Origin of the sequence: Micromonospora sp. NPDC085948, from assembly GCF_040686315.1 — a bacterium.
In the GTDB taxonomy this organism is placed as follows: domain Bacteria; phylum Actinomycetota; class Actinomycetes; order Mycobacteriales; family Micromonosporaceae; genus Micromonospora.
On sequence record NZ_JBFBJW010000002.1, the window covers coordinates 537,299 to 561,818 of the forward strand.

The 24,520-nt window shown below is 69.3% G+C and carries 28 protein-coding genes; 25 read left to right on the forward strand and 3 right to left on the reverse strand.

The window, feature by feature from the left end; translation table 11 throughout:
- Window positions 1-49 precede the first annotated feature (49 nt).
- The 22 genes from rplN (at window position 50) to truA (ending at window position 13,296) form a co-directional block, all read left to right on the forward strand.
- Window positions 50-418, forward strand: a complete 369-nt coding sequence (gene rplN / locus AB0O48_RS08315) for a 50S ribosomal protein L14 (RefSeq protein ID WP_357253571.1) — start codon at window positions 50-52, stop codon at window positions 416-418.
- Complete coding sequence (rplX, locus tag AB0O48_RS08320; RefSeq protein ID WP_172899047.1) at window positions 415-735, forward strand: 50S ribosomal protein L24; 321 nt, start codon at window positions 415-417, stop codon at window positions 733-735. Before rplN ends, rplX begins: the two co-directional genes overlap by 4 nt.
- On the forward strand, window positions 735-1,301 hold the full coding sequence (rplE, locus tag AB0O48_RS08325; protein ID WP_354944330.1) for a 50S ribosomal protein L5: 567 nt from the start codon (window positions 735-737) through the stop codon (window positions 1,299-1,301). The genes rplX and rplE overlap by 1 nt, the downstream gene beginning before the upstream one ends.
- A gap of 1 nt (window position 1,302) precedes the next feature.
- Entirely contained in the window at window positions 1,303-1,488 is a 186-nt protein-coding gene (locus AB0O48_RS08330; protein ID WP_007465272.1) for a type Z 30S ribosomal protein S14, read from the forward strand.
- Window positions 1,489-1,604: 116 nt separating this feature from the next.
- Window positions 1,605-2,012: a 30S ribosomal protein S8 gene (rpsH, locus tag AB0O48_RS08335; protein WP_007465270.1), complete on the forward strand. Its 408-nt coding sequence runs from the start codon at window positions 1,605-1,607 to the stop codon at window positions 2,010-2,012.
- A 16-nt stretch (window positions 2,013-2,028) separates the two neighbouring features.
- Window positions 2,029-2,571 (forward strand): 50S ribosomal protein L6, encoded by a 543-nt coding sequence (gene rplF / locus AB0O48_RS08340; protein WP_266246314.1) that lies wholly within the window; start codon window positions 2,029-2,031, stop codon window positions 2,569-2,571.
- Window positions 2,568-2,957, forward strand: coding sequence for a 50S ribosomal protein L18 (rplR, locus tag AB0O48_RS08345; RefSeq protein WP_357080808.1), 390 nt, complete (start codon window positions 2,568-2,570; stop codon window positions 2,955-2,957). The genes rplF and rplR overlap by 4 nt, the downstream gene beginning before the upstream one ends.
- 33 nt (window positions 2,958-2,990) lie before the next feature.
- A complete protein-coding gene (rpsE, locus tag AB0O48_RS08350) occupies window positions 2,991-3,605 on the forward strand; it encodes a 30S ribosomal protein S5 (protein WP_007465263.1) in 615 nt (204 codons plus the stop codon).
- Window positions 3,605-3,787: a 50S ribosomal protein L30 gene (gene rpmD / locus AB0O48_RS08355; RefSeq protein WP_007465262.1), complete on the forward strand. Its 183-nt coding sequence runs from the start codon at window positions 3,605-3,607 to the stop codon at window positions 3,785-3,787. The genes rpsE and rpmD overlap by 1 nt, the downstream gene beginning before the upstream one ends.
- Window positions 3,787-4,230: a 50S ribosomal protein L15 gene (gene rplO / locus AB0O48_RS08360; protein ID WP_357253568.1), complete on the forward strand. Its 444-nt coding sequence runs from the start codon at window positions 3,787-3,789 to the stop codon at window positions 4,228-4,230. Before rpmD ends, rplO begins: the two co-directional genes overlap by 1 nt.
- Before the next feature lie 234 nt (window positions 4,231-4,464).
- Window positions 4,465-5,793, forward strand: a complete 1,329-nt coding sequence (gene secY, locus AB0O48_RS08365; RefSeq protein WP_357253566.1) for a preprotein translocase subunit SecY — start codon at window positions 4,465-4,467, stop codon at window positions 5,791-5,793.
- Window positions 5,794-6,447 carry an adenylate kinase gene (locus tag AB0O48_RS08370; protein WP_007465256.1) on the forward strand — a complete coding sequence of 218 codons (654 nt, stop codon included), beginning with the start codon at window positions 5,794-5,796 and terminating at the stop codon, window positions 6,445-6,447. It begins immediately after the preceding gene.
- 87 nt (window positions 6,448-6,534) lie between these two features.
- Window positions 6,535-7,386: a type I methionyl aminopeptidase gene (map, locus tag AB0O48_RS08375; protein ID WP_357570905.1), complete on the forward strand. Its 852-nt coding sequence runs from the start codon at window positions 6,535-6,537 to the stop codon at window positions 7,384-7,386.
- A gap of 194 nt (window positions 7,387-7,580) precedes the next feature.
- Complete coding sequence (locus AB0O48_RS08380; protein WP_365064039.1) at window positions 7,581-8,168, forward strand: DUF1707 domain-containing protein; 588 nt, start codon at window positions 7,581-7,583, stop codon at window positions 8,166-8,168.
- Window positions 8,169-8,477: 309 nt separating this feature from the next.
- Window positions 8,478-8,699, forward strand: coding sequence for a translation initiation factor IF-1 (gene infA / locus AB0O48_RS08385; RefSeq protein WP_007073013.1), 222 nt, complete (start codon window positions 8,478-8,480; stop codon window positions 8,697-8,699).
- A 91-nt stretch (window positions 8,700-8,790) separates the two neighbouring features.
- On the forward strand, window positions 8,791-8,904 hold the full coding sequence (gene rpmJ, locus AB0O48_RS08390; protein ID WP_357253706.1) for a 50S ribosomal protein L36: 114 nt from the start codon (window positions 8,791-8,793) through the stop codon (window positions 8,902-8,904).
- Between the two features lie 264 nt (window positions 8,905-9,168).
- Window positions 9,169-9,549, forward strand: coding sequence for a 30S ribosomal protein S13 (rpsM, locus tag AB0O48_RS08395; RefSeq protein WP_030329917.1), 381 nt, complete (start codon window positions 9,169-9,171; stop codon window positions 9,547-9,549).
- Window positions 9,550-9,636: 87 nt separating this feature from the next.
- Window positions 9,637-10,044 (forward strand): 30S ribosomal protein S11, encoded by a 408-nt coding sequence (gene rpsK / locus AB0O48_RS08400; RefSeq protein WP_030329919.1) that lies wholly within the window; start codon window positions 9,637-9,639, stop codon window positions 10,042-10,044.
- A gap of 13 nt (window positions 10,045-10,057) precedes the next feature.
- On the forward strand, window positions 10,058-10,684 hold the full coding sequence (gene rpsD / locus AB0O48_RS08405; RefSeq protein ID WP_007465229.1) for a 30S ribosomal protein S4: 627 nt from the start codon (window positions 10,058-10,060) through the stop codon (window positions 10,682-10,684).
- 98 nt (window positions 10,685-10,782) lie between these two features.
- Window positions 10,783-11,805 carry a DNA-directed RNA polymerase subunit alpha gene (locus AB0O48_RS08410; protein WP_007465227.1) on the forward strand — a complete coding sequence of 341 codons (1,023 nt, stop codon included), beginning with the start codon at window positions 10,783-10,785 and terminating at the stop codon, window positions 11,803-11,805.
- Between the two features lie 34 nt (window positions 11,806-11,839).
- Complete coding sequence (rplQ, locus tag AB0O48_RS08415; RefSeq protein WP_357253560.1) at window positions 11,840-12,397, forward strand: 50S ribosomal protein L17; 558 nt, start codon at window positions 11,840-11,842, stop codon at window positions 12,395-12,397.
- Between the two features lie 68 nt (window positions 12,398-12,465).
- Window positions 12,466-13,296, forward strand: coding sequence for a tRNA pseudouridine(38-40) synthase TruA (gene truA, locus AB0O48_RS08420; RefSeq protein WP_365064045.1), 831 nt, complete (start codon window positions 12,466-12,468; stop codon window positions 13,294-13,296).
- Window positions 13,297-13,316: 20 nt separating this feature from the next.
- Here the strand turns inward: truA and AB0O48_RS08425 are convergent, their stop codons facing one another.
- Complete coding sequence (locus AB0O48_RS08425) at window positions 13,317-14,360, reverse strand: hypothetical protein (protein WP_365064048.1); 1,044 nt, start codon at window positions 14,358-14,360, stop codon at window positions 13,317-13,319.
- Window positions 14,361-14,463: 103 nt separating this feature from the next.
- Here AB0O48_RS08425 and AB0O48_RS08430 point away from each other — a divergent pair, with 103 nt between their 5' ends.
- The 3 genes from AB0O48_RS08430 to AB0O48_RS08440 are packed head-to-tail and all read left to right on the forward strand — an operon-like array spanning window position 14,464 to window position 17,788.
- Window positions 14,464-15,069 carry a methyltransferase gene (locus AB0O48_RS08430; RefSeq protein ID WP_357570908.1) on the forward strand — a complete coding sequence of 202 codons (606 nt, stop codon included), beginning with the start codon at window positions 14,464-14,466 and terminating at the stop codon, window positions 15,067-15,069.
- A gap of 40 nt (window positions 15,070-15,109) precedes the next feature.
- A complete protein-coding gene (locus AB0O48_RS08435) occupies window positions 15,110-16,789 on the forward strand; it encodes an ATP-binding cassette domain-containing protein (protein WP_357253552.1) in 1,680 nt (559 codons plus the stop codon).
- Between the two features lie 54 nt (window positions 16,790-16,843).
- Entirely contained in the window at window positions 16,844-17,788 is a 945-nt protein-coding gene (locus AB0O48_RS08440) for an aldo/keto reductase (protein WP_357253705.1), read from the forward strand.
- Between the two features lie 74 nt (window positions 17,789-17,862).
- Here the strand turns inward: AB0O48_RS08440 and AB0O48_RS08445 are convergent, their stop codons facing one another.
- Complete coding sequence (locus tag AB0O48_RS08445) at window positions 17,863-18,402, reverse strand: hypothetical protein (protein ID WP_365064053.1); 540 nt, start codon at window positions 18,400-18,402, stop codon at window positions 17,863-17,865.
- Window positions 18,403-18,474: 72 nt separating this feature from the next.
- Entirely contained in the window at window positions 18,475-24,318 is a 5,844-nt protein-coding gene (locus AB0O48_RS08450; protein WP_365064056.1) for a ThuA domain-containing protein, read from the reverse strand.
- Window positions 24,319-24,520: the final 202 nt, after the last annotated feature.

Below are 24,520 nucleotides of genomic sequence, written 5' to 3' on the forward strand. Positions count from 1 at the left end.
GCTCCGGCCGCTACGGCGGCCGGAGAACCGGCAGACATAGGAGATAGACGTGATTCAGCAGGAGTCGCGACTGCGCGTCGCCGACAACTCGGGTGCTCGGGAGATCCTGTGCATCCGGGTTCTCGGTGGCTCGGGTCGGCGCTACGCGAGCATCGGCGACGTCATCGTGGCCACGGTCAAGGACGCGATCCCGGGTGCCGGTGTGAAGAAGGGCGACGTCGTCAAGGCGGTCGTCGTTCGCACGGCCAAGGAGAGGCGTCGGCCGGACGGCTCGTACATCCGCTTCGACGAGAACGCCGCCGTCATCATCAAGGACGGCGGGGACCCGCGTGGTACCCGCATCTTCGGCCCGGTGGGCCGGGAGCTGCGGGACAAGCGGTTCATGAAGATTATTTCCCTCGCGCCGGAGGTGTTGTGACCGTGAAGGTCAAGAAGGGCGACACGGTCGTCGTCATCGCCGGCAAGGACAAGGGTGCCAAGGGCAAGGTCATTCAGGCCTACCCGCGGCAGGACAAGGTCCTGGTCGAGGGCGTGAACCGGGTCAAGAAGCACACCCGCATCAGCACCACCCAGCGTGGCGCCAAGACCGGCGGCATCGTCACTCAGGAGGCCCCGATCCACGTCTCGAACGTGCAGGTCCTGGACTCCGACGGCAAGCCGACCCGCGTCGGTTACCGGATCGACGACAACGGCCAGAAGGTCCGCATCGCGCGCAGCACCGGTAAGGACCTGTGATGACCACGGCTACCGAAAAGACCCTGCCGCGCCTCAAGGAGCGGTACCGCAACGAGATCGTGGCCCAGCTGCGCGAGCAGCACAGCTACGGCAACCCCATGCAGGTGCCGCGGCTGGTCAAGATCGTCGTCAACATGGGTGTCGGCGAGGCTGCTCGCGACGCCAAGCTGATCGACGGCGCGGTCCGCGACCTCGCCACGATCACCGGCCAGAAGCCGCAGGTGCGGCGGGCGACCAAGTCCATCGCGCAGTTCAAGCTGCGTGAGGGCATGCCGATCGGTGCGAAGGTGACCCTTCGCGGCGACCGGATGTGGGAGTTCCTGGACCGGCTGCTGTCCATCTCGCTGCCGCGTATCCGCGACTTCCGCGGTCTGGACGGGCGCAAGCTGGACGGGCACGGCAACTACACGTTCGGTCTGACCGAGCAGTCGGTGTTCCACGAGATCGACCAGGACCGGATCGATCGCCAGCGGGGCATGGACATCACGGTGGTCACGACCGCCACGACCGACGACGAGGGCCGGGCGCTGCTCAAGCTCCTGGGCTTCCCGTTCAAGGAGAACTGAGATGGCCAAGAAGGCGCTGATCATCAAGGCGGCCGCGAAGCCGAAGTTCTCGGTTCGCGCGTACACCCGCTGCCAGCGGTGCGGGCGTCCGAAGGCGGTCTACCGCAAGTTCGGGCTCTGCCGGGTCTGCATCCGGGAGATGGCTCACCGTGGTGAGCTGCCGGGCGTGTCCAAGGCTTCCTGGTAAGGGCGACCGCGTCCCGGCCGTCGGCCGGGAACTCCTGCACCGATTAGGTATTGCTCTTCGCCGTAGGCCCGGGGCTGATGCCCCGGGAACCCCGGCGAGAAAGGCTGACGAAATCCATGACGATGACCGACCCGATCGCAGACATGCTCACGCGTCTGCGTAACGCCAACCAGGCGTACCACGATCAGGTGAAGATGCCCTACTCCAAGATCAAGGCGAACATCGCCGAGGTCTTGAAGGCCGAGGGTTACATCGCCACCTGGTCGGTCGAGGAGCCCGAGGAGGGTGCCGTCGGCAAGCGACTGGTCGTCGAGCTGAAGTACGGCCAGAACCGCGAGCGGAGCCTGGCCGGCATCAAGCGCGTGTCCAAGCCCGGTCTCCGGGTGTACGCCAAGTCGGACGGGCTCCCGCGGGTGCTCGGTGGGCTGGGCGTGGCGATCATTTCGACGTCCCAGGGGCTGCTGACCGACCGGCAGGCCCGCAAGCGGAGTGTTGGCGGGGAAGTCCTCGCCTTCGTCTGGTAACGGGAGACTGGTAGAAATGTCGCGAATTGGACGTAAGTCGATCCCGGTACCGGCCGGCGTCGACATCACGATCGACGGGCAGACCGTCAAGGTCAAGGGCCCCAAGGGCCAGCTTGAGCACACCCTCGCCGAGCCGATCACGGTCGAGCGGGCCGAGGATGGGCAGCTGAACGTCAACCGGCCGAACGACGAGCGCAAGGCCAAGGAGCTCCACGGCCTGAGCCGTACGCTGGTTGCCAACATGATCGTCGGGGTCACCGAGGGCTACCGCAAGAGCCTGGAGATCGCCGGCACCGGTTACCGGGTCACCGCCAAGGGTTCGGACCTCGAGTTCGCGCTCGGGTTCTCGCACCCGGTGGTCGTCCCCGCCCCGGCGGGCATCACCTTCACGGTGGAGCGGCCGACCCTGTTCCACGTGGCTGGCATCGACAAGCAGCAGGTCGGTGAGGTCGCCGCCAACATCCGGAAGATCCGCCCGCCGGAGCCCTACAAGGGCAAGGGCGTGAAGTACCAGGGCGAGGTCATCCGCCGCAAGGCCGGAAAGGCAGGTAAGAAGTGAGCGCCACGCTGCTCAAGCGCCGCCGCGGTGTCGCCGCCAAGCGCGCCGTTGGGCGTGCGCGTCGGCACTTCCGCGTCCGCAAGAACGTCAGCGGTACGTCCGAGCGTCCGCGCCTGGTCGTCACCCGTTCGCTGCGGCACATGGTCGCCCAGATCGTCGACGACACCAAGGGACACACCCTGGCGTCGGCGTCGACCCTGGACGCCTCGCTGCGCGGTACGGAGGGCGACAAGAGCGCCCTCGCCGGCAAGGTGGGCGCACTGCTCGCCGAGCGGGCCAAGGCCGCCGGCGTCTCCAAGGTCGTCTTCGACCGCGGCGGCAACCGGTACGCGGGGCGAGTCGCCGCGCTTGCCGACGCCGCCCGCGAAGCCGGGCTCGAGTTCTAACAACCCCGTCACGAGAGATAAGGAAGGCTGCTGATGCCAGGTCAACAGCGCCGTGGCGGCGGGTCCGGTGGCAACGAGGGTGGTCGCCGCGACAACCGCCGTGAGGGCGGCCGCGGAAACGCGCCCGTCGAGAAGACCCCGCACCTTGAGCGGGTCGTCGCGATCAACCGCGTCGCCAAGGTCGTGAAGGGTGGTCGTCGCTTCAGCTTCACCGCCCTCGTGATCGTGGGCGACGGCGACGGCACGGTCGGCGTGGGCTACGGAAAGGCCAAGGAGGTGCCCGCGGCCATCGCCAAGGGTGTCGAGGAGGCCAAGAAGCACTTCTTCAAGGTCCCGCGGATCGGTCAGTCGATCCCGCACCCGGTGACGGGTGAGGACGCCGCTGGCGTCGTGCTGCTCAAGCCGGCCTCGGCCGGTACGGGTGTCATCGCCGGTGGTCCGGTGCGCGCCGTGCTGGAGTGCGCCGGGATCCACGACGTGCTCTCGAAGAGCCTCGGCTCCTCGAACCCGATCAACATCGTGCACGCCACCGTGGCGGCCCTGAAGGGGCTTGAGTCCCCCGAGCAGGTCGCGGCGCGTCGTGGTCTGCCGGTGGAGGACGTCGCGCCGGCCGCCATGCTGGCGTCGCGTGCGGGGGTGGCGCGCTGATGGCACGTCTGAAGGTCACCCAGCTCCGGTCCGGTATCGGGACCAAGCACAACCAGCGTGAGTCGCTGCGTTCGCTCGGTCTCAAGCGGATCAACGACGTGGTGGTCAAGGAGGACCGGCCCGAGATCCGCGGCATGATCTTCACTGTGAGCCACCTCGTGAAGGTCGAGGAGGTCGAGTAATGACGATCAAGGTTCACCACCTGCGCCCGGCGCCCGGATCCAAGACCGCGAAGACCCGTGTGGGTCGCGGTGAGGGTTCCAAGGGCAAGACGGCCGGTCGCGGTACCAAGGGTTCCAAGGCCCGGAAGAACATCTCGGCGGCGTTCGAGGGTGGGCAGATGCCCATCCACATGCGCCTTCCGAAGATGAAGGGCTTCAAGAACAAGTTCAAGGTGGTCTTCCAGGTGGTCAACCTGGACCGACTCGCTGAGCTGTTCCCGAACGGTGGCCAGGTTGGCCCGCTGGAGCTGGTTGAGTCCGGTGCGGTCCGCAAGGGTCACCCGGTCAAGGTCCTCGGCACCGGGGACCTCGGCGGAGTGGCGCTCCAGGTGACCGCGCACGCGTTCAGTGCGTCGGCCAAGGAGAAGATCGCCGCCGCCGGTGGCTCCGCCACCGAGCTGTAAGGCGTACAACCCATGGCGCCCGTCCAGTTGTGAGCAACTGGCGGGCGCCATGGTCTGCCTGGGGTCTCAAGTGCCCGGTAACATCGGAATCGATTTATGTAGTCGGGCGCATCTGCCCGGACCGGGGTCGGACTGTTAGAGTCCCATCCCAGCCATGGATTGCGGGCACTCGCCCGTGATCCACCCCCACCCGCCAGGGATCACCGGCGGCCCGCCTCGCGCAGGAGGAAGAAGTTGCTGTCCGCCTTTCTCAGTGCGTTCCGTACGCCTGACCTGCGCAAGAAGCTGCTGTTCACAGTAGGCATCATCGCGGTCTACCGGCTGGGTGCGACGCTCCCCAGCCCGGGCGTCTCGTACGGCAACGTGCAGAAGTGCCTCGACTCCATCTCGGGTGACACGACGGGCCCGCTGAATCTGCTCAACCTCTTCTCCGGCGGAGCGCTGCTACAGCTCTCGGTCTTCGCGCTGGGCATCATGCCCTACATCACCGCGTCGATCATCCTGCAGCTGCTGACCGTCGTGATCCCACGGCTGGAGCAGCTCCGCAAGGAGGGCCAGGCCGGTCAGGCGAAGATCACGCAGTACACCCGCTACCTGACCCTCGGTCTCGGCGTGCTGCAGGCCTCGGCGTTCGTGGCGCTGGCCCGCTCGGGCCAGCTGTTCCAGAACCGCTGCGACCAGTTCCCGATCATCCCGACCGGCACCGGCATCCCGGACTGGCTGACCCTGACGATCCTGGTGATCACCATGACCGCCGGCACCGGCATGGTCATGTGGCTCGGCGAGCTGATCACCGACCGGGGCGTCGGCAACGGCATGTCCGTCCTGATCTTCACCTCGATCGCGGCCCGGCTGCCCGGCGAGGGCTGGCAGATCAAGACCAGCCAGGGTTGGGGCAAGTTCGCCCTCGTCATCGCGCTGGTCCTGGTGGTCATCACCGCGGTCACCTTCATCGAGCAGGCGCAGCGCCGGATCCCCGTGCAGTACGCCAAGCGGATGATCGGCCGGCGGATGTACGGCGGCACCTCGACCTACATCCCGTTGAAGGTCAACCAGGCGGGTGTGATCCCGGTCATCTTCGGCTCGTCCCTGCTCTACCTGCCGCAGCTGGCCCTTCAGTTCTTCGACCAGAACGATCCGGGCAAGGTCCAGGCGTGGATCCAGAACAACCTGGTCGCCCCGAACAGCCCGATCTACATCTCGGTCTACTTCCTGCTGATCATCTTCTTCACGTACTTCTACGTCTCGATCACGTTCAACCCGACCGAGGTCGCGGACAACATGAAGAAGTACGGCGGGTTCGTGCCGGGCATCCGGCCGGGCAAGCCGACGGCCGACTACCTGGACTTCATCCTCAGCCGGATCACCCTGCCGGGCGCGCTCTACCTCGGCATCATCTCGATCCTGCCGAACTTCTTCTTCATCTGGCTGGACAGCCAGCAGTACCAGAACTTCCCGTTCGGTGGCACCGCTGTGCTCATCATGGTCGGCGTCGGTCTGGAGACCGTGAAGCAGATCGAGAGCCAACTCATGCAGCGGAACTACGAAGGGTTCCTGCGGTAGATGAGACTCGTTCTGGTTGGCCCGCCGGGTGCGGGTAAGGGCACGCAGGCTGAGTTCGTCGCTGCGCACCTGTCGGTACCCAAGATCTCGACCGGAGACATCTTCCGTTCGAACGTCACCCAGGGCACGCCGCTCGGCGTCGAGGCGAAGCGCTACATGGACGCAGGCGAGCTGGTTCCGGACGAGGTAACCATCAACATGGTCCGGGACCGGCTGGCCGAGCCCGATGCCAGCGAGGGCTTCCTGCTCGACGGCTTCCCGCGGACCACTCCGCAGGCGGCCGCCCTGGACAAGCTCCTCGCCGACCTGGGCACCGCGCTGGATCTGGTCCTGGAGCTGGTGGTCGACGACGACGAGGTGATCCGGCGGCTCTCCGGTCGGCGTACCTGCCGGGGCTGCGGCAAGATCTGGCACGTCGAGTTCGACGCCACCACCCGTCCGGGAATCTGCGACAGGTGCGGCGCCGAGCTGTTCCAACGCGACGACGACAAGCCGGAGACGATCGCCACCCGGCTTCGTGAGTACAGCGAGAAGACCGCGCCCCTGGTCGACTACTACGGCGCTCAGGGCAAGCTGGTCGGGATCGACGCCACCGGCCCGGTGGAGGACGTCACCACCCGGGCCATCGACGCACTGCGGTCGTACGGCGGCTGAGGTCCCGCCGGACCACGGCGGATAGAGTGCGAACAGCGGGGTACGCATGACGTGCCCCGCTGTTCGGCAACGAAAGGTAATCGCTCCATGCGTCGTCCCCAGCTGGACATCCAGCTGAAGACCCCTGACCAGATCGAGAAGATGCGGGCCGCCGGGCTGGTGGTCGCCGAGGCGCTCCGCCGGATGCGGGAGGCAGTCGCCCCGGGCGTGAGCACCGCCGATCTGGACGCCATCGCCGAGTCGACCATCCGCGAGGCGGGTGGTGTGCCGTCGTTCAAGGGCTACCACGGTTTCCCGGCGTCGATCTGCTCCTCGGTCAACGAGCAGATCGTGCATGCGATCCCGTCGCCGACGCAGGTGCTCGAGGCCGGTGACCTGATCTCGATCGACTGCGGCGCGGTGCTGGACGGGTGGCACGGCGACTCCGCCATCACCGTCGGGGTCGGCGACGTCGACCCGGCGCTGTTGAAGATGGCTGAGGTCGCCGAGGACGCCATGTGGGCCGGTATCGCCGCCGCCGCCCGCGGCGCGGGCAGCGGCAAGGGCCGGCTCACCGACATCTCGCACGCCGTGGAGAGCGCCGTTCGCAAGGGCGGCCGGTACGGCATCGTCGACGGCTACGGCGGGCACGGCATCGGCACCGAGATGCACCAGGACCCGCACGTGCTCAACCACGGCCGGCCGGGCAAGGGTCCACGTCTGGTGCCGGGCATGGCGTTGGCCATCGAGCCGATGATCACGATGGCGTCCCCGCGTACGGTCGAGTTGGCCGACGGCTGGACGGTCGTCACCCGGGACGGCTCGATCGCGGCGCACGTCGAGCACTCGATGGCCCTGCTGCCGGACGGCGTGTGGGTGCTCACGGCCTTCGACGGCGGCCGCGCCCGCCTGGGCGACCTGGTGACCGCCCGCCAACCAGCAGCCTCCACCACCCCCTGAGCCCCACACCCACCCGCGCCGTCGCCACCCCACCCCGTCTCACCCCGTTGATCATGGGGTTATCGGCGCGACACGCCGCTCTCCCGGCCGGTAACCCCATGATCGACGGCGACGGCGGGCGACGGCGGCGGCGACTGGCGACCGCGCGGTTTGGTGGGGCGTGGGGGTGGCTTGGGGGTGGCATGCTTGCCGGCATGGACGGGCGCGACGGAATGCGAGCCGCGGACGCGGACCGTGCGGCGGTGGCCGAACGGCTGCGGGTCGCCCTCGACGAGGGTCGACTGGACCTGCACGAGTACGACGAGCGGTTGCAGCGGGCCTACGCGGCCCGCACGTACGCCGAGTTGGAAGCTCTGCTCACCGATCTGCCGCCGGTGACGCCGACGCAGTCGTCGGTCCTGGCGCCGGCCTCGGTCGGTGGACCGGCGGTCAGCCCGCTGGCCGGCCAGCCCGACCAGGTGCCGACCGGTGACGCCACCGCACGTTGGTTGGGTGAGGTGTGGCTGCCGTACCTGAAGGTGATCGCCATCGTGGTGGCCATCTGGGCGGTGACGTCGGTGCTCAGCAAGCAGCCGCTCTACTTCTGGCCAGGCTGGGTGGCGGGGCCCTGGGGTGCGGTGCTGGTGGTGCGTACGGTCACCGGGTTGGCCGGGGGAGAGCCCCGGCGTCAGGCGATCGAGCGGGCGCGGCGGCGGCAGCGCAAACGGGCGAAGCGGGAACGCCGGCGGGAGCTGCGTTCCGGTGAATCGGACGAACGGGACGATCCGCAGCCGGCTGGCTGACCACCGGCGACGTCGCCTCGGGCTGGGAGTGGCCGGGGTCACCGATCGACAGGCGCCCCCATGGAGATCAGCTGGCCCTCGGGTGGGGCTCAGCACCTGACCCGGCGGCGTGTTGGGTGGCCGGTTTGGCGTGCGACTGCAGGCCGGCGTACACTTTCAGATCGGCGCACAGCGTCCACTCCGGCATGCCCACCCTGCGCTTCGGTGGGAGCTGGAGCCGCGGCTGGCGCGGTCTTCTGATTCTGATCAGATTTCCGTGTAAGACGTTGTGGGCCGCCCGGAGCAATCGACGTCAGGACAGCGGAGGACATGCCGAAAAAAGACGGAGCCATTGAGATCGAGGGTCGGGTCATCGAGCCCCTGCCGAACGCCATGTTCCGGGTGGAGCTCGCGAACGGCCACAAGGTGTTGGCTCACATCAGCGGCAAGATGCGGCAGCACTACATCCGCATCCTTCCGGAGGACCGGGTCGTCGTCGAACTCTCGCCGTACGACCTGACCCGCGGGCGCATCGTCTACCGCTACAAGTAGTCCTGACGACGGCCGGGAAGTCCCGTGTCTGTCTTCGACGTCCGGTGTCGCGTAGAGCGCGTCCCTGGGCCAGATGGGAAGTAAGGCAACCGTGAAGGTCAACCCGAGCGTCAAGAGGATCTGCCAGAAGTGCCGGGTTATCCGCCGGCACGGCCGGGTCATGGTCATCTGCAGCGACCCGCGCCACAAGCAGCGCCAGGGCTGACTCAGCCGTCCGGCCGGAACACGGCCGGGTGGTGTTGGTCCAGGCAATCCGCAGCGACACACACATCACACATGCTCGTCCCAGCCGCGAGCGGTACGCCAGACGTACCTCTGCGTGGCTGACCCCCGGTCGGAGGCCGGGGCCCGCTCGGGCAGCGACCGATCCCGGTCGCCGGCGCTCACCGCGTCGGAAAGACGGGACGGCCGGTAGCGGGGTGGGACGGGTCCACACCTCCGCCACACATCACGAGGAGTACGCCCGCACATGGCACGTCTAGTCGGCGTGGATCTCCCCCGCGAAAAGCGGTTGGAGATCGCGCTCACCTACATCTTCGGGGTCGGTCGTACCCGCGCCCTGGAGACACTCGCCGCCACCGGCATCTCGCCGGACAAGCGCGCTCGGGACCTCACGGACGAGGAGCTCGTGCAGCTCCGCGACCACATCGAGGGCAACTACAAGGTTGAAGGCGACCTGCGCCGCGAGGTCGCCGCTGACATCCGCCGCAAGGTTGAGATCGGCTGCTACGCCGGCATCCGGCACCGCCGGGGCCTGCCCGTGCGTGGCCAGCGGACCAAGACCAATGCACGGACCCGCAAGGGCCCGAAGCGGACCGTCGCCGGCAAGAAGAAGCCCGGCAAGAAGTAGTTCTTGACCGGATGACGGGGTCGGCCGCCGCCGAGGCGGGTCAGGCCGCAACCCGATCCGGAAAGTCAACTAGGAGCGCACAGACTTATGCCACCGAAGGCTCGTGCCGGAGCCGCTGTAAAGAAGGTCCGGCGCAAGGAACGCAAGAACGTCGCCCACGGGCAGGCGCACATCAAGAGCACGTTCAACAACACCATCGTGTCCATCACGGACCCGACCGGTGCGGTCATCTCCTGGGCCTCCGCTGGCCAGGTGGGCTTCAAGGGCTCCCGCAAGTCGACTCCGTTCGCCGCGCAGCTGGCCGCCGAGGCTGCCGCGCGTCGCGCCATGGAGCACGGCATGCGCAAGGTCGACGTGTTCGTCAAGGGCCCCGGCTCCGGCCGGGAAACCGCCATCCGTTCGCTGCAGGCCGTGGGCCTCGAGGTCGGCCAGATCGCCGACGTCACCCCGCAGCCGCACAACGGGTGCCGTCCGCCGAAGCGTCGCCGGGTCTGAGAGGTAGAGAGAGATGGCTCGTTACACCGGTGCAGACTGCCGCCGTTGCCGGCGGGAGAAGATGAAGCTGTTCCTCAAGGGCAGCAAGTGCGATGGTCCGAAGTGCCCGTTCGAGTCCCGGCCGTTCCCGCCCGGGCAGCACGGCCGCGGTCGCACGAAGGAGACGGAGTACCTGCTCCAGCTCCGCGAGAAGCAGAAGGCCCGTCGTGTCTACGGCGTGCTGGAGAAGCAGTTCCGCGGTTACTACGAGGAAGCCGTTGGCAAGCAGGCGAAGACCGGTGAGGTCCTCCTGCAGATCCTCGAGTCGCGGCTGGACAACGTCGTTTACCGGGCCGGCTACGCCCACTCGCGGGACATGGCCCGCCAGCTGGTCAAGCACGGTCACTTCACGGTGAACGGCAAGAAGGTCGACATCCCGTCGTACCGCGTCAAGGAGCACGACATCATCGAGGTTCGGGGCAAGAGCAAGGAGCTCACCCCGTTCGTCGTCGCGCAGGCTCAGGCCGGCTCGAAGACGGTTCCGGCGTGGCTTGAGGCCATCCCGAGCCAGATGAAGGTGCTCGTGCACTCCCTCCCGGCCCGGCAGGTCATCGACACGCAGGTCCAGGAACAGCTGATCGTCGAGCTCTACTCCAAGTAGTCCGAGCTCGTTCGGTGGCCCGCCCTTCGGGGCGGGCCACCGGAACAGTTTGTGTCGTGGGCGTCAAATAGCGGGCGCCCCGGAAGAGAAGAGAAAAGATGCTCATCAGTCAGCGGCCCTCCCTCTCCGAGGAGTCGATCAACGAGACCCGGTCGCGGTTCGCCATCGAGCCGCTCGAGCCGGGCTTCGGCTACACCCTGGGTAACTCGCTGCGGCGCACGCTGCTGTCGTCGATCCCGGGCGCGGCCGTCACCTCGATCAAGATCGACGGTGTCCTGCACGAGTTCACCACGATCCCCGGTGTCAAGGAGGACGTGGTCGAGCTCGTCATGAACATCAAGGAGCTGTGCGTCAGCTCCGAGCACGACGAGCCGGTCAGCATGTACCTGCGCAAGCAGGGCCCGGGCGACGTGACCGCGGGCGACATCCAGCCGCCGGCCGGCGTCTCGGTGCACAACCCGGATCTCAAGCTCGCCACCCTCAACGGCAAGGGCCGGCTCGACATGGAGCTGACCGTCGAGCGGGGCCGGGGCTACGTGACGGCGGCGCAGAACAAGCAGTCCGGCGCCGAGATCGGCCGTATCCCGGTCGACTCGATCTACTCGCCGGTGCTGAAGGTGACCTACCGCGTCGAGGCGACCCGTGTCGAGCAGCGCACCGACTTCGACCGGCTGATCATCGACGTCGAGACCAAGCCGTCGATGGGTCCGCGTACCGCGCTGGCCTCCGCCGGTTCGACGCTTGTCGAGCTGTTCGGGCTGGCCCGGGAGCTGGACGAGACCGCCGAGGGCATCGACATCGGGCCGTCCCCGCAGGACGCCCAGCTGGCGGCGGACCTGGCCCTGCCGATCGAGGAGCTGGACCTCACCGTCCGCTCCTACAACTGCCTCAAGCGCGAGGGCATCAACTCCGTTGGTGAGCTCATCGGGCGTACCGAGGCCGACCTCCTCGACATTCGCAACTTCGGTCAGAAGTCGATCGACGAGGTCAAGATGAAGCTCGCCGGGATGGGTCTCGGGCTGAAGGACTCGGCTCCGAACTTCGACCCGGCGCACGTCGTGGACACCTTCGGCGAGGCCGACTACGACACCGACGACTACCGCGAGACCGAGCAGCTCTAGTCCGCGCTGCCGCCACAACTGAGGAGCACCAAAAATGCCCACGCCCACCAAGGGCCCCCGCCTCGGCGGCAGCCCCTCGCACGAGCGGCTGATGCTCGCCAACCTGGCGACCGCGCTGTTCCAGCACGGCAAGATCCAGACCACCGAGACGAAGGCCCGTCGGCTGCGTCCGCTGGCCGAGCAGCTCATCACCAAGGCCAAGCGCGGTGACCTCGCCTCGCGGCGGCGGGTGCTGGGTGTCGTCAAGGACAAGGACGTGGTCTACGCCCTGTTCGACCAGATCGCGCCCCGGTACTCCAACCGCCCCGGCGGTTACACCCGGATCGTGAAGACCGGTCCGCGCAAGGGTGACAACGCGCCGATGGCCATCATCGAGCTGGTGGAGGAGCTTCAGGTCGCCGAGCCCAAGGTGAACAAGAAGACCGCCTCCCGCAAGGCCGCGCAGCAGGACAAGGTCGAGGCGCTCGCCCCGGCCGAGGAGACCCCGCAGTCGGCCTCGACCGACCAGGACTCCGAGGCGCCGGTGTCGGCGTCCGGTGACACCGACGCCGCCCGCGAGGACAGCGACGAGGCCACCGAGAACAAGGCCTGATCAAGGGCAACGTCGGGCCCGGCACCCCTCACGGGGTGCCGGGCTCGATCCGTAACAGGAGGTACGAGGTGGACGAGCGGATCCGGCTGCGGCTGGACGTCTCGTACGACGGCACGGACTTCTCCGGCTGGGCCGCCCAGCCGACCCGGCGCACCGTCGCGGGTGTGCTCGTCGAGACCCTGGACCTGGTCCTCGGCGCCGGCGCGGTCACCGGGCTGACGGTGGCCGGGCGTACCGACGCGGGAGTCCACGCCACCGGGCAGGTCTGCCACCTGGATCTGCTGGTCGACGTGTGGCGGCAGCACGAGGGGCGGCTGCTGCGTCGCCTGGCCCGGCTGCTCCCCACCGACGTGCGCGTCCGGGCGATGACCGAGGTGCCCGCCGACTTCGACGCCCGTTTCTCGGCTACCTTCCGGCGCTACGAGTACCGGGTCACCGATGCGCCCTTCGGCGCGGAGCCGCTGCGCCGGCACGAGGTGCTGGCCTGGCCGAAGCCGTTGGACCTGGCGGCGCTGAACGCCGCCGCGGCCGGGCTGGTGGGCGAGCACGACTTCGCCGCGTACTGCCGGCGCAAGGAGAACGCGACCACGTTGCGCGAGGTGACCCGGCTGGACTGGCGCCGTGATCCGGACGGCATCCTGGTCGCCACCGTGCAGGCCGACGCGTTCTGCCAGGCGATGGTGCGCAGCCTGGTGGGGGCGATGCTGGTGGCCGGGGACGGTCGCCGCCCGGTCGAGTGGCCGGGCAATCTGCTCACCCGTCAGGACCGCTCCAGCGAGGTGACTGTGGCTCCCGCGCGTGGGCTGACCCTGGTCGCCGTCGGCTACCCCGCCGATCCGTCCGAGTACGCCCGCCGGGCCGACCTCACCCGCCGACTGCGGGTCCCGGTCGAGGGCTGACCGCCGAGGGGTGGCGGGCCTCACTCCCCGGGCAGCTCGCCGTCGGCGCTGCCGGCGGTGGATTCCGGTGTCGGCTGGGCGGCGGTGCCACCGTCGGCCCGCTGTTGCAGGACGCCCCGGCTGAGGTGCAGCTCGATCATGTCGAACAGGATCTCGCGCACCGTGGTGTCGCCCGCCTTGATCGCTGCCCCGTCCGCGCGGACGACAAGCGCGTATGCCAGGTAGTGGCCGCGTACCTGCCAGCCGACCCGGGCGGGGGCGCTGGTCAGCACGTCGGTGCCGTCACCGTCGCCGGCGGTGAGGCCACGGAACCGGCCCTTCCGCTCGTCGAGGAGTGGGCGGATCCGGTCCCGGGCCCGTTCCGCGCTGACCTTGTCGGTGAGGTTGAACAGCCCGGCGGTGACCAGGTGGTCGCCGTCGGGCGTCCGCAGTGTGGCCCGGACGACCTGGTTGCAGCCGAGGAGGGCCAGCAGGTCGGCGACCTCACCGGTGGCGGCGACGGCGCAGCTTCCGCTGGACTGCGTCTTGAGCACCTGGTAACTCGGCTGGCCGTCGGTGAGTGTCAGCTCCTTGCCGGGGAAGAGTTCCTTGGCGGTGAGCGGGGCCTGATCGGATTCCCGGGAGTCGAGTGCCGGTCGTTCCGGTCCGGCGGTTGCCGGGACGTAGTTCGGCTGGTTCGTCGGGTTGGCCGCCGGTTCCCCGTCGCGCTCGTCGAGCAGCGCGGCGGCGCCGAGGCCGCAGAGTGCGAGCAGCACCAGGACGGCCGCACCGCCGATCAGCACCTGCCACAGCCGGCCATTCCCGCGCCCGGCTCCGGGCTGCGCGGCGGTGGCGGAGGTGTAGACCTGGCTGCGGGGCTCCTCGGGCGCGATGTGGGCACGGGCCGGCGCCGGCTGCGTCGACGGCAGTGCGAGCTGGTTCGCGCGGGGGAGCGACGGAGTGGGGAAGCGGGACGGAGAGGGCCCTGCCGGCGGGGGCGGACCGGCGCCGAACACCGACAGGTCGGACCCGGGCTCCGGGTACTCCTCGAAAGCGTCCTCATCGGACTCGTACCGATACACCATGTCGCCCAGAGTAGGAGCGATTGTCCCTTTAGGGGGTAATATCGGGTAAATGTGTGCGTGGGTCGCGTCATGGCCGGCCCGGACCGGTGCGAGAATTGCCGGCGTGACCGGCGACCACTACTTCAGCGCTCAGCCCGCCAGCGACGCTCCGCCGCGCGAGGTCGAGTTCTCCGTCGCCGACCGCGACTACCGGCTCGCCTCGGCCGGCGGCGTCTTCTCCGCCAGCCGCCTCGACCCGGGCACGGCCGTACTCCTGCGCAAGGCCGAGCTGCCCGCGGCCGACACCGCCGGCGACCTGCTCGACCTCGGCTGCGGTTTCGGCCCGATCGCGTGCGTGCTGGCCGACCTGGCACCGGCGAGCACGGTCTGGGCTGTCGACGTCAACGCCCGCGCCCGCGAGCTGACCGCCGCCAACGCGGCCCGGATCGGAGCCGCCGACCGGGTCCGGGTCCACGCCCCGGAAGACGTGCCGGCCGACACCCGGTTCGCCCAGATCTGGTCCAACCCACCCATTCGGATCGGCAAGGACGAGCTGCACGAGCTGCTGCTGCGCTGGCTGCCCCGACTCGCACCGGACGGCGTCGGCTGGCTGGTCGTCGCCCGTCACCTCGGTGGCGACTCGCTGCAACGCTGGCTCACCGAGCAGAGCTGGCAGGTCGAGCGGTACGCCAGCCAGAAGGGCTTCCGGGTGCTGCGGCTCACCCGGTAATTGGATGTCCCTCCCGCCCTCGCTGGGGCAGGATCCCGGCGTGGGATACGTGGATGTGGCAGCGGTCGGGCACGTTCTGCCCGACGGTCGGGAACTCTTCGCCGACGTGTCGTTCCGGGTGGGTGAGGGCAGCAAGGTCGCCCTGGTCGGGCCGAACGGCGCGGGGAAGACGACCCTGTTGCGGATGGTCGCCGGTGACCTGCCGGTGCGCAGCGGCGCCGTCGCGCGGGCCGGTGGCCTGGGCGTGATGCGGCAGTTCATCGGCATGATCGGCGACGAGTCGACGCTCGCCGACCTGGCATTGTCCCTGGCCCCGCCGTCGTTGCGCGACGCCGGCCGCCGACTCGCCGAGACCGAGGCGGCCATGCGGGCGGCCGAGGCCCACGGCAAGTTCAGCAACGCCGCGGGCAAGGCCCAGTTGGCGTACGCCGGCGCGCTCGGCGCCTGGGGCGAGGCCGGCGGGTACGACGCCGAGGTGCTCTTCGACACCGTCGCGACGATCGTGCTCGGCCAGCCCTGGGACGCAGTCCGGGACCGACCGGTGCGCACCCTCTCCGGGGGCCAGCAGAAGCGGTTCGCGTTGGAGCTGCTGCTGCGCGGCCCGGACGAGGTCCTGCTGCTCGACGAACCGGACAACTTCCTCGACGTACCCGGCAAACGCTGGCTGGAGGCGCGACTGCGCGAGTCGACGAAGTCGGTGCTCTACGTCTCGCACGACCGCGAGCTGCTGGCCCAGAGCGCCGATCGGGTGGTGGCCGTCGAGGGTGGCAGCGCCTGGGTGCACCCGAGCGGCTTCGCGAGCTGGTACGAGGCTCGGGTGGCTCGACACGCCCGCCTCGACGAGCTGCGTCGACGCTGGGACGAGGAGCACCAGAAGCTGCGCGAGCTGATGCTGATGTACAAGCAGAAGGCCGCGTACAACGACGGGTTGGCTTCGCGCTACCAGGCCGCGCAGACCCGGCTGCGCAAGTTCGAGGAGGCCGGGCCGCCGCCCGTACCCCCGAAGGACCAGGACATCCGGATGCGGCTGAGCGGCGGGCGGACCGGCAAGCGCGCGGTCGTCTGCGAGCAGCTGGAGCTCGACGGCCTGACCTTCCCCTTCGACCTGGAGATCTGGTACGGCGACCGGCTGGCGGTGCTCGGTGCCAACGGCACCGGCAAGTCGCACTTCCTGCGGCTGCTGGCCCGGGGCGGCACCGACCCCGACCCGGCCAACGGGCCGGTCGACGGGGCGGGCGCGCTCGCGCCGGTGGCACACGACGGTACGGCCCGCCTGGGCGCCCGGGTCCGCCCCGGGCACTTCTCCCAGACCCACGACCGACCGGAGTTGATGTCGAAGACGCTCGTCGAGATCCTCTGGCGGGGCGACGAGCACCGCACCGGGATGGATCGGCAGGCGGCGATGGGGGTGCTCAGCCGCTACGAGTTGGCCGCCCAGGGCGACCAGCGCTTCGGCACGCTCTCCGGTGGTCAACAGGCCCGGTTCCTGGTGCTGCTGCTGGAACTGTCCGGAGCGACGCTGCTGCTGCTCGACGAGCCCACCGACAACCTCGACCTGGCCAGCGCGGAGGCCCTCGAAGCAGGCCTGAACGCGTTCGAGGGGACGGTGATCGCGGTCACCCACGACCGCTGGTTCACCCGCTCCTTCGACAGGTTCGTGCTGTTCCGAGGCGACAGCGAGGTGGTGGAGACCCCGGAGCCGGTCTGGGACGTGGGCTGAGCGGTCCGTGGGTCCGCCGCGGCCGACCGGCATAGGGTGGATCACGTGACTGACATGACCTATCGCCGGCTGGGCGACTCCGGGCTCGTTGTGTCCGTGGTCGGCATCGGCTGCAACAACTTCGGCCGCAAGCTCGACCTCGACGGCACCCGCGCGGTGGTGGACGCCGCCCTGGACGCCGGGATCACCCTGTTCGACACCGCCGACATCTACGGCGAGCCGCAGGGCAGTTCCGAGGAGTTGCTCGGGCAGGCGCTCAAGGGCCGCCGGGACGACGTGGTGGTGGCCACCAAGTTCGGCATGGACATGAACGGCCTGAACGGGCCGGACTTCGGCGCCCGGGGTGCCCGGCGCTACATCGCCCGTGCCGTCGAGGCGTCGCTGCGCCGGCTCGGCACCGACCACATCGACCTCTACCAGATGCACGAGCCCGACCCGGGCACCCCGATCGACGAGACCCTCGCCGCCCTGGACGACCTGGTCCGCGACGGCAAGGTGCGCTACCTGGGCAACTCCAACTTCGCCGGCTGGCAGATCGCCGACGCGGACTGGGTGGCCTCGTCCAACGGCCGGTCCCGCTTCATCAGCGCGCAGAACCACTACAGCCTGCTGGAGCGCTCGGTCGAGACCGAGATCATCCCGGCCTGTGAGCGGTTCGGCCTCGGCATGCTGCCGTTCTTCCCGCTCGCCAACGGGCTGCTCACCGGCAAGTACAAGCGCTCGGGTCAGCCGCCGGCCGGCAGCCGGCTCTCCGGCGGAGGCCGGTACGCGGAGCGGCTCGCCGCGGCCGACTGGGACACCATCGAGGCGATCGAGGCGTACGCGGCCGAGCGGGGTGTGAGCATGCTCCAGGTGGCGATCGGTGGGCTGGCCGCCCAGCCGGCGGTGACCTCGGTGATCGCCGGTGCCACCACGCCGGAGCAGGTACGCGCCAACGCCGCCGCCGGCACCTGGGAGCCCAGCGACGAGGACCTGGCGGCACTGCGCGCCATCCTCTGAGCCTCCTCCTGATCAGACGCAACCGGGCCGGGCCGCTCGTCGCGGCCCGGCCCGGTTGGTGAAACGCCTGTCGGTCAGTCGCTCGGCGTGTCGGTGCGGCGGCGGCCGAACAGCATGGCCACCCCCATCGCGCCGGCGACGAGGACCAGGCCGGCCGCCGCGTACAGCCACCAGCCGGCACCCGCCCCGCCGCCGCCGTCAGTCGGCTCGTTGACCGCCACCGGCTTGGGCGCCGGCGGAGACTGCGCGGCACGGGCCTGCACCGTCGCGGTGGCCTTGGCCGGCAGGGGAGCCGGCGAGTTCACCGTCACCTTCCACGTGCCGGCGCTGAGCACCTTTCCGCTGCTGTAGAAGCCCTGCCCCTCGGGCTGCGGCTCCAACTGCACCGGGCCGACCTTCTGCCCGTCCGGGCCGGTGGCGGTGAGCACCAACCGCACCACCCGGTCCAGCCGTCGGCCATCGGCGTAGGTGGCCTGGATGGTGACTCCCTCGGCCCCGTCGCCGGCCACCGTCAGCTTGAGTGTGTCGGCCCGGGCGGCCGCCGGGGCAGCGGACAACAGGGTCAGGGCCAGCCCGGCGAACACGGCGGCCAACACCTTGCGGATAACCGTCACGGACATCTCCTCGACTACGAATGAGGGAGGCCCCTCCCCGACGCCGAAGCGTCGGGGAGGGGCCTCGTCGGATCAGAGCTGGCGACCGGGTGCCAACCGGGTGGCATCGCCACCGAGCCGCCCGGTGCCCTTGACCGGTTCGCCGTCGTTCGCCTTGACGCCGGCCTTGCTGGCCGCGCCGCCGAGACGAACGATCATCGCGTCGGTGTCCCGCACCAGGACATCCCTGACCTCCGCCTCAGCCACCAGGGTGGCGTCGGCGGCGAGCGTGCGGAACGCGGTCAACTGCTTGATCGCCTTGTTGTCGTTGCCGGCAGCCTCGGCCTGACGGGCCGCGTCGAGCTTCGCCGTCAACTGCTTGTGCGCCTTGGCCGAGAGCCGACCCGTCGCCTTGAACCGGTCCAGCAGGTTCTGCATGTCCCGGAACGAGGTGGTGACGAAGAAACGGACCGCCGAGGTGGTCTCATTGCCCGCCTTGTCGGTCGCGGTCACCGTCAGCTCGTGCAGGCCGAGCGGCAGCTCGTACATGGCCTGCAGGGTGCCGCTGGTGTACGCCTGACCGTCCAACGTGCCGACCACCGCGGCGATGCCCGAGGTCGGGTCGACAGCCTGCCAGGACACCCGAACGTCCTGGCTGTCTCCGTAGAGCTGGCCGTCGGCGATCCCGGACACCAGCAGCGTCGGCTTGGTGCCGTCGATGCGCACCACCGCCGACTTGAGCGTCTCGACGTTGCCGGCCTTGTCGGTCGAACGGAACAGCAGCTCGTGCTGCCCGTCACCGGTCACCTCGACCGGCGCCGTGTACGGCGTCCACGCGCCACCGTCCAGCGACCACTCCACCGTCTTCACGCCGGAACCGGCGTCGGTCGAGGTCAGCACGACGGGGATCGTCCCGTCGTGCCAGCCGGCGTCGTTCGCCGGAGCGAACGTCGCCGAGGTCACCGGCGCGGTGGCGTCGATCTTGGCGGAGACCGTCTTCGTCTCCTCCACGTTGCCGGCCTTGTCGGTCGAGCGGAACCGAAGCTCGTGCTCGCCGTCGCCGGTGATGGCCACCGGTGCGGTGTACGCCGTCCAGGTGGTGGCCCCGTCCAGCTGGTACTCGGTGGTGGCGAGACCGCTACCGCCGGCCTCGTCGGCACCGGTGAGCGTGACCGTCACCGGCCCGGTGTACCACCCGTCGGTCGGGGTGCCGGAAACCGCAGCCGTCGTGACCGGAGCGGTCTCGTCGGCCACCTTCGTGCTCAGCCGGAAGTAGTCGAACGAGGCGGTCTTCGACGCCGTCTGGTTGGCGCCGAGGGTGAACAGACCGACCTTCGGGGTGGCCCCCACCGCGCTGTTGGTCAGTGCCTCCAACGCGGTCCAGGTCGTCCCGTCCGCCGAGTACGACGCGGTGAACGTGTTGCCCGTGCGGGCCAGCCGCAGGTGCCACACGGCCGAGGTGAGGCTTGTCGCCTCCGGCTGCGGGGTCTGCACCACCCCGGCGATCTCGCTGCGGAACTCGATCCGCCGCGTCACCGCCTGGCCGGCCTGGTTGTCCGCGATGAAGTCGAACTTGACGTAGTTGTCGTCGTCCGCCTGCACGAGCAGACCGGCCTGCTGGTACTGCTCGTTCAGCAGGCTGCCGTCGACCTTCGTCTCCAGGGTCCAGTCGCCGGTCGGCGCGGTCTGGAGGATGAAGTTCTTCGGCCCGGTGTTGTCGGTGCCGTAGATGTCACCGTTGGGCACGTCGATCCGCAGCGCGCCTCCGGAGACCCGGTAACCAGCGGGGTCTTCCCGCGTGACGGCGTCCCACCGGCACTTGTCCAGCGAGCTGCCGGTGAACTCGTCCGACGGCTCGACCGGGCCGGCCGGAGCGTCCGGCGTGACCACGAACGAGTCGAAGGCCGCGTCCACAACAGGTGCCTCGGTGCCACCGTTGAGGGCGAAGACCCCGATCCGCGGGTTGGTGATGCCGGCGAGCGCGGCCGAACGGCCAACCGGGGTGAAGGTCTGCCCGTCGCCCGAGGCGGACGCGGTCAGGTTCGTCCCGTCGCTGGTGATCCGCAGGTACACGGTGTCACCCGCCGGTGCGTTGGTGGCGTCGGCGGCCTCGTTGCGTGGCGTGGCGGCCGTCTCCCGGATGAACTCCACCCGGCGGCTGCCGTTGTACAGCAGGTCCACCTTGGCGTAGTTGTCGTCGTCGCCGTACACCAGCAGGCCGGCCTGCTGGTAGTTGGCCGTGACCGGCAGGGTGACCTTGGTGGTCATCTCCCAGGCGCCGGTCGGAGCCGCCTGGAGCACCAGGTTCGTGGCGTCGTTGCGAGCCCCGTAGAGGTCACCCACCCCGGTGGGCAGCCGCAGCGCGCCCCCACTGAGCGAGTAGAGCTGGTTCTCCCGAACCACGCTGGTCCAGCGGGCCTTGTCGAGGCTGTTGCCGTTGAAGTCGTCCGAACGCGCCCCGAAGCAGGACGTGTCCGGAGCGTCCACCCGCACCGGCACCGTGGCGTACGCCTTGGCGCCCTTGCTGTCGGTCACCGTGAGGGTGGCCGTGAAGGTGCCCGGGTTGGTGTAGGTGTGGCTGGCGTCCAGGGTGGTCGCCGAGCCGCCGTCACCGAAGTCCCAGGCGTACGTCAACGGGGTGTTGCCCTCGGCGTCGGTGGCCGTGCCGTCGAAGGCGACGGTGACCGGCGCGGTGCCGGTGGCCGGGGTGGCCGTGGCACTGACCGCAGGCGGCGCGTTCTCGGTGACACCGCGGCCGACGAAGTCCATCCAGTTGACGTTGAACAGCGAACCCGTTCCGCCGTTCGGGTCGCGGGCCACGAAGTACAGCGAACCGCTCGCGGCACCGGTGACCGGCGCGCTCACGTCCGTGTACGTCTGCCACGCTCCGGTCGACGGCACGACGGCCGTGGCGACCACCGGTCCGTCAACCGCACCGGCGCGGACCTCGATCCGACCGCCAGCGGCGGCCGAGGCGGCCCGGAACCGGATCTCGGTGATGTTGGTCAGGTCCGCCGGAGCGACCGACCACCAGTCACCGTCCTCGATGAACGCGATGCTCTGGCCGCCACCCGCGGTGTCGGCCCCGGCCTCCCGCTGCACGCCGGCGTCTCCGCCGCCGGTGCTCACCGGCGTCCGCCCGGTGGCGGTGAAGTACTCGGCCTGCTTCTGCTTGGGCTGCAGGATCTCGATCTGCCGACCGGTGAGCGCACCGGCGCCGCCGGCACCACCCTCGTCGGTGTAGGTGGCCTCGAAGACCGCGAAGACGTTCGCCTCGGCGCCGTGCCCGGAGGCGAGCGACGTCTGGACGGTGCCGGTGCAGCCGGTGTGCTGCTCCAGCGGGTGGGCGTGCTCGTCGTGACCGAGCAGCACCTGGAGGTTCACCTTGGCGCAGTCGATCTGCCCGTCCTCGGGGTCGGTCACCTTGATCGTGTACTTGACCTGGTCACCCCAGTTGAAGAAACCACCGTCCGGCGGGAACTCGATGGTGACCGTCGGTGCGGTGTTGCCCACGGTGACCGGCACGTTGGCCACCGCCGTACGGCCCTTCGGGTTGGTCACGGTGAGCTGGGCGGTGTAGTTGCCCGCCGTCGCGTAGGTGTGCGTCGGGTTCGCCTCGGTGGAGGTCTGCCCGTCGCCGAAGGCCCAGGCGTAGGTGAGCGCCCCACCGTCCGGGTCCCGGGAGCCGGCGCTGGAGAACGTGACGGTCAACGGCGCCGGACCCGAGGTGGGGTTGGCGGACGCCGCCGCGATCGGCGCGCGGTCACCGGCGGTGTAGTCGATCCGGTAGATGCCGGAGTTGTCGTTGTTGCCGCCGAAGCCGCTGCCCCACTCGATCAGGTACAACGCGCCGTCCGGGCCGAACTCGAAGTCCATCGGCCGGATCATGCTCATGCCGGTCAGCAACTGGTTGATGTCCACCAACGACTTGCCGTCGGCGGTCACCTGCATCGTGTACATCTTGTTCTGGTTCCACTCGCCGAGCAGCGCCTTGCCGTCGTAGTAGGCCGGCCACTTGCGGGTGGAGTTGAGGTTGGGGTCGTACCGGTAGGCCGGGCCGCCCATCGGCGCGCCACCGCCACCGATCTCCGGGTACCGCGCGTCACCGGCGTAGCCGTAGTCGACGGTGGCCGGGACGACCGGTGGGAGGTTGGTCAGGCCGGTGTTGTTCGGCGAGTTGTTCACCGGCGCCGCGCAGTCGAACTTGTCGCCGCTCGGACCGGACGGGAACGTGTAGTCGTTGTAGGCCTCGTTCGTCCCCGTGCAGTACGGCCAGCCGTAGTTGCCGGGGGTGACGATGTTCCACTCGACCAGACCGCGGGGGCCACGGGTCGGGTTGTTCGCGTTGGCGTCCGGTCCGTAGTCACCGACGTAGAGCGTGTCGGTCTTCGGGTCGGTGCCGATCCGGAACGGGTTGCGGAAGCCCATCGCGTAGATCTCGGGACGGGTCTTCTCGGTGCCCGGTGCGAAGAGGTTGCCCGTCGGAACGGTGTACGTCCCGTCGTCCTCCGGGTGGATCCGGATCACCTTGCCGCGCAGGTCGTTGGTGTTCGCCGACGTGCGCTGCGAGTCGTAGTCCTGGCGGCCCGGCCGCTCGTCGAGCGGCGAGTACGCGTTCGACTCGAACGGGTTGGTGTTGTCACCGGTGGCCAGGTAGAGGTTGCCGGCGCTGTCGAAGGTCATGCTGCCGCCCGCGTGGCAGCAGGTGTTGCGCTGCGTGTCGACCCGCAGCACCTGCTTCTCGCTCGCCAGGTCGATGGTGTCGCCGGTCACCGTGAACCGGGACAGCAGGTTGCGGGTGACGTTGTCGTTCGGGGCGTAGTAGAGGTACACCCACTTGTTGGTGGCGAAGTCCGGGTCGAGCCGGATGCCGATCAGGCCGTCCTCGTTGCCGGTGAAGACGTCCAGGTCGACGGCGGTGACGGTGTTGCCGGTGTCCGGCTTGATGACCTGCACCCGGCCGTCGCGCTCGATGTAGAAGACCCGCCCGTCGGGGGCGATGTCCAGCTCCATCGGGTTGCTGGTGTTGCTGTCCAGGGCGATCTTCTCGAAGTTCGAGGTCTTCGTGGCGCCGCAGTCGGCGTCCTCGACACCGGCTGCGGTGCGGATGCCGCCGAGCAGGTGGGACAGGAACTCGGGCTCGGCGAACGACTCCCGGGTGTGTCCGCCACCGGTGTACCAGGAGCGACCGCCGTCGAAGTCCTGACACCAGGAGGTCGGGTGGTCGGCGCCCATCGCGCCCGCGCCCGGGGTGTAGCTCTTCTCGTCCAGGCTGGCCAGCACGTGCACATCCGGCCGCGGGTTGGTCTGGAAGTTGTACCACTCGTCGAACCGGGACCAGCGGTCCGGCAGCTCGGCCGTGGACGGGTGGGCGTGGTCCTCCACCTTGACCGTGGCCTGCTGGTTCTGCGGGTGGTTGGCGAAGTACGCGCCGACCAGGTCGCCGTACCAGGCCCAGCTGTACTCGGTGTCCGAGGCGGCGTGGATGCCGACGTAACCGCCGCCGGCCTTCACGTAGCGCTCGAACGCCGCCTGCTGCTCGGCGTTGAGGACGTCACCGGTGGTGGAGAGCCAGATCACGGCCTTGTACTTCGCGAGGTTGGCGTCGCTGAACGCGGCACCGTCCTCGGAGGCGTCCACGGTGAAGCCGTTGGTGGCGCCGAGCTGTTGGATGGCGGCGACACCGGTGGGGATGGAGTCGTGCCGGAAGCCGGCGGTCTTGGAGAAGACCAGGACCGAGAAGGGATCGTCGGCGGCCTTCTGGGGCGCCTTGGGCGCCACCTGGGTGACCGGGGTTCCGGCCGCTGCCTCCCGTGGGGGGACCTGTGCGGCGGCCGGCGCGGCCTGCGCGGGCGTGCCGAACAGGCTCGTCGAGGCGAGAGCAAGGGAGATGAGGGTTGCGGTGATTGGTACGCGGGCACGACGAGAACGGGACACGCCGCCTCCTGTGTCGTAGTGACGGAGATCGCGGGAGTCGGCACGCCGAAGGCCGTCCCTGATGGAGCCGGTGGTCACACCGTGCCAAGGTGCCCCCACCGACATTTTGTCGAATCGCTAAACAAATTAATTCGACTGGCTCGATGTCCGGCAAGATGCCGGCGGGTAACGGTTCTGCAACGGCAGGCGACATTCCGAACAG

Excerpts from the sequence above, each read along its gene's own strand:
- map (WP_357570905.1), top strand. The coding sequence starts at position 6,535 with ATGCGTCGTCCCCAGCTGGACATCCAGCTGAAGACCCCTGACCAGATC.
- rplE (WP_354944330.1), top strand. The coding sequence starts at position 735 with ATGACCACGGCTACCGAAAAGACCCTGCCGCGCCTCAAGGAGCGGTAC.
- infA (WP_007073013.1), top strand. The coding sequence starts at position 8,478 with ATGCCGAAAAAAGACGGAGCCATTGAGATCGAGGGTCGGGTCATCGAG.
- AB0O48_RS08410 (WP_007465227.1), top strand. The coding sequence starts at position 10,783 with ATGCTCATCAGTCAGCGGCCCTCCCTCTCCGAGGAGTCGATCAACGAG.
- rpsM (WP_030329917.1), top strand. The coding sequence starts at position 9,169 with ATGGCACGTCTAGTCGGCGTGGATCTCCCCCGCGAAAAGCGGTTGGAG.
- rpsE (WP_007465263.1), top strand. The coding sequence starts at position 2,991 with ATGCCAGGTCAACAGCGCCGTGGCGGCGGGTCCGGTGGCAACGAGGGT.
- rpsH (WP_007465270.1), top strand. The coding sequence starts at position 1,605 with ATGACGATGACCGACCCGATCGCAGACATGCTCACGCGTCTGCGTAAC.
- AB0O48_RS08425 (WP_365064048.1), bottom strand. The coding sequence starts at position 14,360 with ATGGTGTATCGGTACGAGTCCGATGAGGACGCTTTCGAGGAGTACCCG.
- rplO (WP_357253568.1), top strand. The coding sequence starts at position 3,787 with ATGACGATCAAGGTTCACCACCTGCGCCCGGCGCCCGGATCCAAGACC.
- AB0O48_RS08380 (WP_365064039.1), top strand. The coding sequence starts at position 7,581 with ATGGACGGGCGCGACGGAATGCGAGCCGCGGACGCGGACCGTGCGGCG.
- rpsD (WP_007465229.1), top strand. The coding sequence starts at position 10,058 with ATGGCTCGTTACACCGGTGCAGACTGCCGCCGTTGCCGGCGGGAGAAG.
- AB0O48_RS08330 (WP_007465272.1), top strand. The coding sequence starts at position 1,303 with ATGGCCAAGAAGGCGCTGATCATCAAGGCGGCCGCGAAGCCGAAGTTC.
- rpmD (WP_007465262.1), top strand. The coding sequence starts at position 3,605 with ATGGCACGTCTGAAGGTCACCCAGCTCCGGTCCGGTATCGGGACCAAG.
- rpsK (WP_030329919.1), top strand. The coding sequence starts at position 9,637 with ATGCCACCGAAGGCTCGTGCCGGAGCCGCTGTAAAGAAGGTCCGGCGC.
- AB0O48_RS08370 (WP_007465256.1), top strand. The coding sequence starts at position 5,794 with ATGAGACTCGTTCTGGTTGGCCCGCCGGGTGCGGGTAAGGGCACGCAG.
- AB0O48_RS08440 (WP_357253705.1), top strand. The coding sequence starts at position 16,844 with ATGACCTATCGCCGGCTGGGCGACTCCGGGCTCGTTGTGTCCGTGGTC.
- rplF (WP_266246314.1), top strand. The coding sequence starts at position 2,029 with ATGTCGCGAATTGGACGTAAGTCGATCCCGGTACCGGCCGGCGTCGAC.
- rplQ (WP_357253560.1), top strand. The coding sequence starts at position 11,840 with ATGCCCACGCCCACCAAGGGCCCCCGCCTCGGCGGCAGCCCCTCGCAC.